At 72.1% G+C, this 11996-nt stretch carries 11 protein-coding genes; 5 read left to right on the top strand and 6 right to left on the bottom strand.

Going from position 1 to position 11996, the window contains the following annotated elements:
• Positions 1-142 precede the first annotated feature (142 nt).
• A complete protein-coding gene (mshD, locus tag IF00_RS0129675) occupies positions 143-1069 on the bottom strand; it encodes a mycothiol synthase (protein ID WP_030323301.1) in 927 nt (308 codons plus the stop codon).
• 162 nt (positions 1070-1231) lie between these two features.
• Between mshD and IF00_RS0129670 the strand changes: the two genes are divergently transcribed.
• Both IF00_RS0129670 and IF00_RS0129665 read left to right on the top strand, forming a co-directional pair.
• Positions 1232-3031, top strand: coding sequence for a bifunctional metallophosphatase/5'-nucleotidase (locus IF00_RS0129670; protein ID WP_030323300.1), 1800 nt, complete (start codon positions 1232-1234; stop codon positions 3029-3031).
• Positions 3032-3150: 119 nt separating this feature from the next.
• The gene (locus IF00_RS0129665) at positions 3151-4002 is read left to right on the top strand and encodes a phosphatidylinositol-specific phospholipase C (RefSeq protein WP_030323298.1); all 852 of its coding nucleotides are present in this window, start codon (positions 3151-3153) and stop codon (positions 4000-4002) included.
• Here IF00_RS0129665 and IF00_RS0129660 read toward each other — a convergent pair.
• The 5 genes from IF00_RS0129660 to IF00_RS0129640 all read right to left on the bottom strand — a co-directional run bounded on the left by IF00_RS0129660 (position 3982) and on the right by IF00_RS0129640 (position 9414).
• Positions 3982-5391: a sensor histidine kinase gene (locus tag IF00_RS0129660; RefSeq protein ID WP_030323296.1), complete on the bottom strand. Its 1410-nt coding sequence runs from the start codon at positions 5389-5391 to the stop codon at positions 3982-3984. The genes IF00_RS0129665 and IF00_RS0129660 overlap by 21 nt on opposite strands.
• A complete protein-coding gene (locus IF00_RS0129655) occupies positions 5388-6116 on the bottom strand; it encodes a response regulator transcription factor (RefSeq protein ID WP_030323294.1) in 729 nt (242 codons plus the stop codon). Before IF00_RS0129655 ends, IF00_RS0129660 begins: the two co-directional genes overlap by 4 nt.
• Before the next feature lie 32 nt (positions 6117-6148).
• Complete coding sequence (locus tag IF00_RS0129650; protein ID WP_030323292.1) at positions 6149-7303, bottom strand: S1C family serine protease; 1155 nt, start codon at positions 7301-7303, stop codon at positions 6149-6151.
• A 227-nt stretch (positions 7304-7530) separates the two neighbouring features.
• A complete protein-coding gene (locus tag IF00_RS0129645; protein WP_030323291.1) occupies positions 7531-8559 on the bottom strand; it encodes a LacI family DNA-binding transcriptional regulator in 1029 nt (342 codons plus the stop codon).
• 24 nt (positions 8560-8583) lie between these two features.
• Positions 8584-9414 carry a response regulator transcription factor gene (locus IF00_RS0129640; RefSeq protein WP_030323289.1) on the bottom strand — a complete coding sequence of 277 codons (831 nt, stop codon included), beginning with the start codon at positions 9412-9414 and terminating at the stop codon, positions 8584-8586.
• A 226-nt stretch (positions 9415-9640) separates the two neighbouring features.
• On the opposite strand from IF00_RS0129640, the gene IF00_RS0129635 reads away from it, so the two are divergent.
• From IF00_RS0129635 to IF00_RS0129625, 3 genes are read left to right on the top strand one after another with little or no spacing between them, the layout of a single operon-like run.
• Entirely contained in the window at positions 9641-10447 is an 807-nt protein-coding gene (locus IF00_RS0129635; protein ID WP_030323287.1) for an alpha/beta hydrolase, read from the top strand.
• Between the two features lie 45 nt (positions 10448-10492).
• A complete protein-coding gene (locus IF00_RS0129630) occupies positions 10493-10747 on the top strand; it encodes a MoaD/ThiS family protein (protein WP_030323286.1) in 255 nt (84 codons plus the stop codon).
• Positions 10683-11984 (top strand): hypothetical protein, encoded by a 1302-nt coding sequence (locus IF00_RS0129625; protein WP_425338347.1) that lies wholly within the window; start codon positions 10683-10685, stop codon positions 11982-11984. The genes IF00_RS0129630 and IF00_RS0129625 overlap by 65 nt, the downstream gene beginning before the upstream one ends.
• Positions 11985-11996 lie beyond the last annotated feature (12 nt).

The following is an 11996-nucleotide window of genomic DNA, read 5'->3' as shown; positions in this document are numbered from 1 at the left end:
TCGCTTCCACCACCCTTTCACTAATCAAGTAGTGAAAGGGTGGTGGAAGGAAGGGGGCGGTGTCAACCGCCCCCTGTGTCACAGGCGTTACGAGTCCGGCCTACGAGTCCGGAGTGCCGAGTCCTGGCTTCCGGCTCCGGTCCTACGACTCCGTGCGGTACATCAGGTCCACCTCGTGCGTGACGAAGCCCAGCCGCTCGTACACCGTCACCGCCGCCGTGTTGTCCGCGTCCACGTACAGCATCGCCGTCGGCAGCCCCTGCGCCGCCAGATGCCGCAGACCGATCGCGGTGAGCGCCTTGCCGAGGCCGCCGCCCTGGGCGTCGGGCAGGATGCCGACGACGTACACCTCGCCGAGCTGCTCCTCGGCGTGGGTCTTCGTCCAGTGGAAGCCGATCAGCCGGCCGTCCTTCTCGGCGAGGAAGAAGCCCTTCGGGTCGAACCAGGGCTCCGCCATCCGGTCGTCCAGGTCCCGCTGGACGAGCGAGCCCTGCTCGGGGTGGTGGGCGAAGGCCGCGGAGTTGACGGCCAGCCAGGCCGCGTCGTCCTGGCCGGGGACGAAGGTGCGGACGGTGACGCCCTCGGGGAACACCGGCTCCGGGATGTCGAGCGGGGTCAGGGAGCGGCGGAGCTGGCGCAGTTCGCGGAAGAGCGTCAGGCCGAGGACCTGGGCGAGGTGCCGGGCGGCGGACTTTCCGCCGTGCGCCCAGACGCGCAGCCGCTTGCCGGAGGCGGCGAGCAGGGCGGTGCCGAGCGCCCGGCCGTGGCCGCGGCCGCGATGGGAGGGGTGGACCACGAGTTCGGCGGCCGGGGCCTCGATGGGGTCGGTCTCCTCCAGCTGGGCGTAGCCGTAGAGGTGGGTGCCGACGGTGAGGAGGAAGTGCCGCACGCCCTCACGGCCGCCGTGCCGGAGGTAGAGCCTGCCCTGCTCGGAGACGGCGTGCACGCTGTCGGCCTGGTCCGCGGCCTCCAGCAGGTCCAGTACGTCCTGGATCTGCTCGGGCGTGAGCTCGTCGTAGGTGTGGATCTGCCGTCCGGGTTCGAGGGCCGGCGCCGCGTCGGAAGTCATGGACCCGAGCCTACGGTGATGCGCCGCCGCCCCGGGGAAAGGCGACGGCAACTGTCTCGTAACCCGCTACCCCCTGTTGCGCTACGCGCGTTGACTCTAGGCTTCGCTGGCACGTCAGCAGTCGAGAGGCGCACCGGAACGGGCGCGGGGACAAGGGGAGCGATGGCAGCGACACCGAAGAAGAAGAGGACAGCCGGGCGGATACTCGCCGTCGGCGCGGGGCTCGCCACCGTCGGCGCACTCGTCGCCGCGCTGCCCGCGGGCGCCTCGGGGACCAAGGGCGGGAGCAACCACGGGCGGTACGTCGACGTCCAGCTGCTCTCCTTCAACGACCTGCACGGCAACCTGGAGCCGCCGACCGGCTCGGCGGGGCGGGTCACCCACACCAACCCGGACGGCACCACCAGGACGATCGACGCCGGTGGCGTCGAGTACCTGGCCACGCACCTGCGCCAGGCCCGTGAGGGCAACCGGTACTCGATCACCGCCGCCGCCGGCGACATGATCGGCGCCTCGCCGCTGGTCTCCGGGCTCTTCCACGACGAGCCGACCATCGAGGCGCTCAACCGCCTGAAGCTCGACGTCACCTCGGTGGGCAACCACGAGTTCGACGAGGGCGCCAATGAGCTGGCCCGCATCCAGAACGGCGGCTGTCACCCGACCGCCGGCTGTTTCGAGGAGGGCAAGCGGTTCCGGGGCGCGAACTTCCCGTACCTCGCCGCCAACGTGACGAACGAGAAGAGCGGCAAGCCGCTGCTCGACCCGTACTTCATCTGGGAGCGCAACGGCGTCAAGATCGGCTTCATCGGCGTGACCCTGGAGGGCACGGCCAACATCGTCTCCGCCGAGGGCATCAAGGGCCTGAAGTTCGGCGACGAGATCGAGACGATCAACAAGTACACCAAGGTGCTGGAGCGCAAGGGCGTCAAGTCCATCGTCGCCCTGCTGCACGAGGGCGGCGCGCCGGCCTCGGGCTCGTACAACTACAACTGCGACAGCCCCGGCCCCGGTGACGGCATCTCCGGCCCGATCGTGGACATCGCGAAGAACGTCAGCCCGCAGGTCGACGCCCTGGTCACGGGCCACACCCACCAGGCGTACGCGTGCACCATCCCGGACCCGGCGGGCAAGCCGCGCACGGTCACGTCGGCGGCCTCGTTCGGCAAGCTCTACACCGACACGACGCTCACCTACGACCGTCGCTCCAAGGACATCGTCCGTACGGCCGTCGCCTCCGCGAACCACGTCGTCACCCGTGACGTGCCGAAGGCCGCGGACATGACCCGGCTGATCACCCGCTGGAACGCGCTGGCGGCGCCGATCGCGAGCCGTCCCGTCGGCTACATCTCCGGTGACGTCGACAACCCCGCCGACGCGCCCGAGAAGCCGCTGGGCAACCTGATCGCCGACGCGCAGCTGGAGGGCATGGCCCCGGCCGACAAGGGCGGCGCGCAGCTGGCCCTGATGAACCCGGGCGGTGTCCGCGCGCCGTTGGTCCACAAGGCGTCCGGCGCCGAGGGCGACGGGGTGGTGACCTACGGCGAGGCGTACACGGTCCAGCCGTTCACCAACATGATGACGGCGGTCGACCTGACCGGCGCCCAGCTCATCACCACGCTCCAGCAGCAGGTCAGCGGCTCCAACCAGGCCGCCCCGAAGATCCTCCAGGTCTCGAAGGGCTTCACCTACACGCTGGACATGACGAAGACCGGCGCCGACCGGATCGTGACGTCCTCGGTGAAGCTGAACGGCGAGGCGATCGACCCGTCGAAGACCTACCGGGTCGCGATGAACGAGTTCCTGGCCGGTGGCGGTGACGGCTTCGCCGTCCTGAAGGAGCACAAGAACAAGCTGGTCGGCGCGTCCGACCTGGACCTGTTCACCGCCTACCTGGCGGCGCACTCCACCGCGAGCGCCCCGCTGGCCCCGCCGGCGACGGGCCGGATCACGGTCGTGAAGTAACTCCGCACGTCCGAGGGGGCGGTGGACCGTTCGACGGTCCGCCGCCCTCTTTCCTTCTCCGTTCCCTTCTACGTGCGGCACCCTGGCGCGTGCTGACGCGTACACGTCATACTCCGCGCATGGACCGTAGAAGCTTTCTCGCGGGAGCCGCTGCAGCGGGTGCCGTCCTCCTGGTCGGCGCCCCCTCCGCGCGGGCGGCCACGACCCAGGACTGGATGGCCGGCCACGGCGACCCCACCCCGCTCCAGAAGCTCACCATCCCCGGCACCCACGACTCCGGCGCCCGCTTCGGCGGCCCCTGGTCCGAGTGCCAGAACACCACCATCGCGCAGCAGCTCGCCTCCGGAATCAGGTTCCTCGACGTACGCTGCCGGGTCACCGGCGGCTCCTTCGCCATCCACCACGGCGTCTCGTACCAGAACATGATGTTCGGCGACGTCCTCATCGCCTGCCGCGACTTCCTGGCCGCCCACCCCTCCGAGACCGTCCTGATGCGGGTCAAGCAGGAGTACTCCTCGGAGTCCGACGCCACCTTCGGCGCCGTCTTCACCGACTACCTCGACAACCGCGGCTGGCGCTCGCTGTTCCGCATCGGCGACACCCTTCCCTCCCTGGGCGAGGCCCGCGGCAAGGTCGTCCTCATCGCCGACAACGGCGGCCTGCCCGGCCTCAAGTGGTGGGACGGCGGGGCCATCGCCCTCCAGGACGACTGGAACGCCCTGCCGAACGCCAAGTACCCCAAGGTCGAGGCCCACTACCGCACGGCCGTCGAGCAGCCCGGCAAGCTGTACATCAACTTCGTCAGCACCTCCGCGTCCCTGCCGCCCCGGTGGAACTCGGACAACCTCAACCCCCGGGTCCACGGCTTCCTGGACGGCACCGCGAACACCTGGAAGGGCCTCGGCATCACCGTCCTGGACTACCCGAACACCCGCTCAGGCCTCGTCGAGTCACTCATCCGCCACAACTGACGGCGGCGGGGTGGGCGCCCCCGGCAGACGGAGCGTGGCCACAGTGCCGCCGCCCTCCGCCGGGGTCAGGGCGATCGTGCCGCCCGCGTGGTGGACCGTGCGGGCCACGATCGACAGGCCCAGACCCGAGCCCGGGAGGCTGCGGGCCGACGGGGAGCGCCAGAACCGGTCGAAGACGTGCGGGAGCTCGTCCGGGGCGATTCCGGGACCCTGGTCGTGGACGGCCAGTTCGCCGCGCATCAGGGTCACCTCCACCCTGCCCCGGGGCGGCGAGAACTTCACCGCGTTGTCCAGGACGTTCACCAGGGCACGCTCCAGACCGGCCGGCTCCGCCCGTACGTACCAGGGCGCCAGATCGGTCACGAAGGTCAGCTCGGGGCCGCGCAGCCGCGCCCGGTCCAGGGCCGCCCGCAGGATCGTGTGGAGCGGGACCACTTCGAGGGGGCCCGGCTGCGCCGCGTCCGGCCGGGCCAGCTCCTGGAGGTCGCCGATCAGCGCCGCCAGCTCCGTCATCTGCGCCTTCACCGAGGCCATCAGGGCCCGCCGGTCGTCCGGCGGGATCGCCCGGCCGGTCTCCTCGCTCCGCGCGAGGAGCTCGACGTTCGTACGGAGCGAGGTCAGCGGCGTACGGAGCTCGTGTCCGGCGTCCGCGATCAGCTGCGCCTGCCGGTCCCTGGACGTCGCGAGCGCCGCCGTCATCGCGTTGAACGAGCGCGAGAGTCGGGCGATCTCGTCCTCGCCCTCGACCGGGATCCGCACGGTCAGGTCCTCGGTCGCGGCCACGTGCTCGACCGCCCCGGTCAGCCGGTTCACCGGCTCCAGGCCGGTCCGCGCCACCCACAGGCCGGCCGCGCCCGCGCCGACGACGCCGATCCCGGAGACCACGAGCAGCACCCAGCGCAGGGTGGACATCGAGCGGTCGATCTCGTCCAGCGGACGGGCGACCGAGACCGCGACCGGCTGGTCGGCGATCGACACGGGGTACGAGTAGACCCGCATCTCCGTGCCGTTCTCCGCGTTCGTGGTGTGCAGCGTGTACGGCTGCTCGCCCCGCGCGACCGCGAGGTCTCCGGCCCGGGCGGGGATCGGGGACGTCCCGAGCGTGCAGAGGTCGCCGGTGACGGTGACGATCTGCAGGGTCTGCGCGGGCCCGGCCACCGGGCGGTTCTGAGCCCCCGGGGCGCAGGAGCCGAGCAGCCTCCGCGCCTGCTCGTCGGTGAGCCGGGTGTTGCGCAGCGAGGAGTCCAGCTCCGCCTCCAACTGCGCCCGCGTCACGAACCAGCAGGCCAGCGAGACCGCCGCCACCGCCACGGCGACCGCCGTCGCCGTCAGGAGCGCCAGCCGGGACCGCAGCGGCCGCGAGCGGAACCAGGCGAGGGGACTTCTCACTCCCCGCCTCCTCCGCGCAGCGCGTAGCCCACGCCCCGCACCGTGTGCACGAGGCGCGGCTCGCCGCCCGCCTCCGTCTTGCGTCGCAGGTACATCACGTACACGTCCAATGAGTTCGAGCTCGGTTCGAAGTCGAAGCCCCATACGGCCTTGAGGATCTGCTCCCGGGTCAGCACCTGCCGCGGGTGTGCCAGGAACATCTCCAGGAGCGTGAACTCCGTCCGCGTCAGCTCCACCGTCCGCCCGCCCCGGGTCACCTCGCGCGTGGCGAGGTCCATCCGCAGGTCCTCGAAGGACAGCACGTCGGCGTCGGCCGGGCCGGAGGCCGTGGCGGAGGCGTACGAGCTGCGCCGCAGCAGCGCCCTGATCCGGGCGAACAGCTCGTCCAGCTCGAACGGCTTCACGAGGTAGTCGTCGGCTCCCGCGTCGAGTCCGGTGACCCGGTCGCCGACCGTGTCGCGCGCGGTGAGCATCAGGATCGGCACGGTCGAGCCGGCCGCCCTGATCCGGCGGGCCGCCGTCAGCCCGTCCATGCGGGGCATCTGGACGTCGAGGACGACGAGATCGGGGGCGTACGACTCCATCCGGCCGAGCGCGTCGAGCCCGTCCACGGCGTCCTGCGTCCCGTACCCCTCGAAGGCGAGGCTGCGGCGCAGGGCCTCCCGTACGGCGGGCTCGTCGTCGACGATGAGGATGCGTTCGGGCTCGTGTCGCTGGGCGGTCATGGGCTCAGCGTCGCATGTCGCCGGGCCGCCGGTCAGCTGTCGCCGCCCGCGCGCAGGCTCTCCAGGTCGGCCTTCACGGTGTCGACCGGGATGGCGAATCCGAGACCGACACTGCCGGCCGTCGAACCGTTCGAAGAACTGGGCGAATACATGGCCGAATTGATTCCGATGATCTCGCCGTTCATATTGATCAACGCGCCGCCGGAATTCCCAGGATTGAGCGAGGCGTCGGTCTGCAGCGCCTTGTACGTGGTCTTCGACGAACCGGTGTCACCGTTGAACTGCTGTCCGCCGAACTCGAACGGCCAGCCCTGCCGCGGGTCGTACTGCTGCTGCCCCTGCGGGTTCTGGCTGTCGCCGCCGTCGTCCTTCGCGACGGTCACGTCCCGGTCGAGCGCGGAGACGATGCCGCTGGTGACGGTCCCGGTCAGGCCCTCGGGGGAGCCGATGGCGACGACCTGGTCGCCGACCCGCACCTTGGAGGAGTCGCCGAGGGTGGCGGTCTTGAGGCCGGAGGCGCCCCGGAGCTTGATGAGGGCGAGGTCCTTGTCGGGGTCGGTGCCGACGACCTCGGCCTCGTAGGACCTGCCGTTGCTGAGCTGCACGGTGATCTCGGACGCGCCGGAGATCACGTGGTTGTTGGTGACGATCTCGCCGTCGGACGTGATGATCACGCCGGAGCCGGTGGACTTGCCGGAGCCGGAGCTCGCGGAGATCTCGACGATCGAGGGGGAGACGGCCTGGGCGACGCCGGCGACCGTGCCGGTGCTGCTCGCGGAGACGTTGGTGCCGTTCACGTTCGAGGAGGCGGTGACGGGGGTGTCCGAGGTGACCTGCTGGACCAGCGTCGCCGTACCGCCGCCGATCGCGGCGGCCGCGATGGCCACGGCGGCCATGAGACCGACCCCGCGCTTGGTGCGGCGCCGGGCACCGGGGCCCCCGGCGGGGGCGGCGGCAGGGGCGCCCATGGCGACGGGCGGGACGGGCGGAACCGACGGCGGGACGGGCGGAACCGGCGGCGGGACGTGCCCGCCGGACGGCCAGACGGTGGTGCCGGGCTCGGTGACGATCGGCTGGGTGGCGGTCTGCTCGGCGCCCACCGGCGGCTGGGCCGGGGCGTAGGGCGGCCTCGGCGGGTGCGGCGGGAAGTAGGGCTGCTGCGGCTGCTGCTCCTGGAAGTCCGTCATGGCTATGACTCTCGGAGCCGTACATGAGAGCCGTCTGAGGAGCGGCTGAGAAGCCCGACAGAAGCCTGTATGCCCGATATAAAGATGCCTCGTGCCGAGGACGGACCCTCTTCGTCGGCCGACGTCCTCGCCGTGCCGTGACGGAGCCCGTACGGGAGGCGGCGTGAGCCGCAGCCCGTACGGGCTCCGTCACGGGGGCGCCGGGCCTCGGCGCTCCGGAGCCGGGATCAGCCGCCGTCGCAGCCGCAGGAGCGGCGGACCACGAGGGCCGACGGGAAGAGCTTCACGCGCTCGCGGCGCGAGCCCGCCACGCGGAGCGAGTCGTCCAGGACGAGGTCCACCGCCGCACGGGCCATGGCCGGCCGGTCCGAGGAGATCGTGGTCAGCGGCGGGTCGGTGAGCGCCGCCTCCTTCACGTCGTCGAAGCCCGCGACCGCCAGCTCCGTCGGCACCTCGATGCGCAGCTCGCGCGCCGCCCGCAGGACACCGAAGGCCTGGTCGTCGGTGGAGCAGAAGATGGCCGGCGGCCTGTCCGGGCCCGCGAGCAGCTTGAGGGCCACCTGGTAGGCGTCGTAGCGGTTGTACGGGGCCTGGAAGAGCCGGCCCTCGATCGAGCGGCCCGCCTCCAGCATGGCCCGCCGCCAGCCCTCCTCGTGGTCGGCGACCGGGTCGCCGACGGCCGGGGTGTTCGGGATGCCGCCCATGCAGGCCACGTACTCGTGACCGTGCTCCAGGAGGTGCCGGGTGGCGAGCTGGGCGCCGCCGATGTCGTCGGTGACGACGGCCACGTCGTCGAGGGCCTCGGGCCGCTCGTGCAGCAGCACGACGCGCGCGTCCCAGGCCTCGATCTCGCTCGCGGCCCGCTCGCTCATGCCCTGGCTGACCAGGATCAGTCCGGAGACCCGCATGCCGAGGAAGGCCCGCAGGTAGTGGACCTCGCGCTCGTCGCGGTAGTCGGAGTTGCCGACCAGGACCATTTTCCCGCGCTCGGCGGCGGCCTGCTCGACCGCGTGCGCCATCTCCGCGAAGAACGGCTGCCGTGCGTCCGGCACGATCATGCCTATGAGATCCGTGCGCCGGGACGCCATCGCCTGCGCGACCCGGTCCGGGCGGTAGCCCAGTTCCTTGATCGCGGCGAGGACACGCTCGCGCGTGGCCGGGGCGACCGGCCGGGGTCCGTTGTTGATGACGTAGCTCACGACCGCGGTCGAAGTACCTGCCAGTCGAGCTACGTCATCCCGCGTCACCTTGGCCACGCGCGGCAGTCTACGCGGGGTGACCTACCTACCGGCAGGTCGCACTGTGGCATCTGCCACGTTCCTGTCCGCCAGGGGGGTGACATCGGTCGTGGCGTCCTTGACGCGTGCGGCCGCACGCGCCTCTTCCTGGGCACGGGCCTCCTCGGCCTTGGCACGCGCCTCCTCCGCCGCCCGCTCGACCTTCTCGGGGGTGACGAAGCGGTAGCCGACGTTACGGACGGTGCCGATGAGCGACTCGTGCTCGGGGCCGAGCTTGGCCCGCAGCCGCCGTACGTGGACGTCGACCGTCCGGGTGCCGCCGAAGTAGTCGTACCCCCACACCTCCTGCAGGAGCTGCGCGCGTGTGAAGACGCGGCCCGGGTGCTGGGCCAGGTACTTGAGGAGCTCGAACTCCTTGAAGGTCAGGTCCAGGACCCGGCCCTTGAGCTTGGCGCTGTACGTCGCCTCGTCGACCGACAGGTCGCCGTTGCGGATCTCCATGGGGGAGTCGTCCGCGACGATCTGCTGGCGGCCCATCGCGAGCCGCAGCCGCGCCTCGACCTCGGCGGGTCCCGCGGTGTCGAGGAGGACGTCGTCGATGCCCCAGTCGGCGGTGACGGCCGCGAGACCGCCCTCGGTGACGACGAGGATCAGGGGACAGCCGGGCCCGGTGGACCGGAGCAGCTGGCAGAGCGAGCGGACCTGCGGGAGGTCGCGCCGCCCGTCGACGAGGATCACGTCCGCGCCGGGGGTGTCCACGAGGGCGGGGCCCTCGGCCGGGGCGACCCGGACGTTGTGCAGGAGCAGACCGAGGGCGGGCAGCACCTCGGTGGAAGGCTGGAGAGCGTTGGTCAGGAGCAGCAAGGCGCTCATCGCGCACCACCTGCCGTCCCTGCCGTCGGTCGGTCGTGCTTCGGTCGCTCGCTCATAACGTCGGTTCCTCCTCGGTCCCTGCGAGGACGTGCACTGCTTCGTACATATCACTGCCGGCTCTCGCGCCCTGAGAGCTTTTGTTCATCCGTCCGTAACAACGGTCGGAAAACGCAAAAGGACCCGGGGGCTGCGTCGCCCGGATCCTCTGCCAAGGAGAATAGCCCACATGGGTTCAGAGGGAGAGGGTGGATTTCATATGGTGGATGTCTCCCTGATCACTTCCGGCTCCCGGCGGGCAATGTTGCGTACGGATGACGATGTCCGGATCGAGGCGGTTTACGAACCCTCTCCGGCAAGTGTCACCGATACGGCGGTCGTCGTCGCCCACGGGTTCACCGGGTCGGCCGACCGGCCCGCCGTCCGCCGCGCCGCACGTGTGTTCGCCGAGCGGGGCGCGGCCGTGATCACCTTCTCCTTCCGGGGTCACGGCGCCTCCGGTGGCCTCTCCACCCTCGGCGACCGGGAGGTCCGCGATCTGTCCGCCGCCGTCCGCTGGGCACGTGAGCTCGGCCACGCGCGCGTGGCGACCGTCGGCTTCTCCATGGGCGGCTCCGTGGTCCTCCGCCACGCCGCCCTCGCCCGGGAGACGGACGGACGCGCCGACGCGGTGGCCGCCGTCTCCGCGCCGGCCCGCTGGTACTACCGGGGGACGGCGCCGATGCGCCGCGTCCACTGGGTGGTCACCCGCCCGGCGGGCCGCCTCGTCGGGCGGTACGGCCTCCGCACCCGGATCGACAGCCGCGCCTGGGACCCCGTGCCCCTCTCTCCCGTGGAGGCGGTCCCGCTGATCGCGCCGACCCCGCTGCTGATCGTGCACGGGGACCGGGACGCGTACTTCCCCCTCGACCACCCCCGGATGCTGGCCGGGGCGGGCGAGGCGGAACTGTGGCTGGAGCGGGGGATGGGCCACGCCGAGAACGCGGCGGACGAGGAGCTGCTCGCCCGGCTCGGGGACTGGCTGACGCGCGCATAGCCCATCATGGGGGGCGGCGCGCACACGAACGAAGGGAGCGCCGCTATGGCAGCGGGAACCATCCGCTACTGGGCCGCGGCCAAGGCCGCCGCAGGTGTCGCGGAGGAGCCGTACACCGCCGAGCACCTCGCCGAGGCCCTCGACGCGGCCCGCGCGAAGCACCCGGGCGAGCTCGTCCAGGTCCTCAAGCGGTGCTCGTTCCTGGTCGACGGCGACCCCGTCGGGACCCGGAGCCATGAGACGGTACGGCTTGCCGAGGGCGGCACGGTCGAGGTGCTCCCCCCGTTCGCAGGAGGGTGAACCCCAGAGCATGAGCAACGACCAGTACTACGGCGGTCAGCAGTACGACCCGTACGCGAACGGAAACGGGCACCAGGAGCAGCAGGGCCCCGACGTCACCCAGACGTGGGAGGGCCAGACCTGGGACACCCAGTTCCAGCCGGCCGTCACGCACGAGCAGGTCCAGGCCGACCGGGCGCGGGCCGCGCAGGCCCAGCAGGCCTACCAGCAGCCGCAGCAGCCGCACCAGCCTCAGCAGCCGTACGAGGCGTACGCGTCGAGCCAGGCCTCCTACGAGTCGTACGGGACCCCCGCCGCGTACTACGGGGAGCCGCAGCAGCAGGCGCAGCCCCAACACCAGCCTCAGCCGGTGGCGGCGGCCCCCGCGCCCGGCCCCGCCCCCGCGCCCGTCCCCGTCGCGGAGCCCGTTGCGGCGCCCCCCGCGTCCTCCGGTGAGGCGGGTCCCGGCTGGTCCTCGCCGACCACCTCCGGGAACACCCGGATCACCGACGCCCAGCGCGCCCGCGCCGAGGGCCGCTCGCCGATCATCGAGCCGGGGATGCAGCCCGCCGCGCTGACCGCCGTCCTCGGACTGCTGCTCGCCGGCGGCGCCGCCCTCGGCACGTACGGGCTCCTCGTCCCGCTCGTGCTGCTCCAGGGCCTCACCGCCGCCGGCTGGTTCCGGCTCAACGGCATGTGGCCCGCCCGCCAGGGCATCGCCCTCGCCTTCGCCGGCGGTCTCGCCGCCGACGCGGCCCTGCTCGTCACCGGCCGGGAGAACGCGGCCGCCGCGATCTTCGGCACGCTCGGCGTCTGGGTGCTGCTCTGCCTGGTCCTCCAGCTGCGAAGCCACGCCGACCCGGACGAGCGCATGTACGGCCTGATGGCCACCATCGCCTCGGCGGCGCTCGCCGTCGTCGCCACCGGCCACCTGGGTGCCGACCCGGACGCGGTCGTCGTCGGCGGGGTCGCGGTCGCCGCGGCCGTCCTCGCCCGGGCGCTCCCGCTGCCCGGTCCCGTCTCCCTGATCGCTGCGCTGGCGGCCTCGGCGGGCGCGGGGATCGCGGCCGGCGGTCTCACCGACCTGGGCTCCTCCGGCGCGCTGCTCGGCCTCGGGGCCGGGGTCTGCGCGCTGGTCGGCCTGCGGGTGGCGAGCTACGACTACCCGTCCCGCTTCGTGCACATGACGGCCGGTGTCGCACTGCCCCTGACGGCCGCCGCACCCGCCGTCTACCTGCTGGGCAGGGCCCTGGTCTGACCGCGCCCGCGG

Origin of the sequence: Streptomyces flavochromogenes (assembly GCF_000717595.1) — a bacterium.
GTDB classification, from domain to species: Bacteria; Actinomycetota; Actinomycetes; order Streptomycetales; family Streptomycetaceae; genus Streptomyces; species Streptomyces flavochromogenes.
This window is presented reverse-complemented; position numbering and strand designations above follow the sequence as displayed.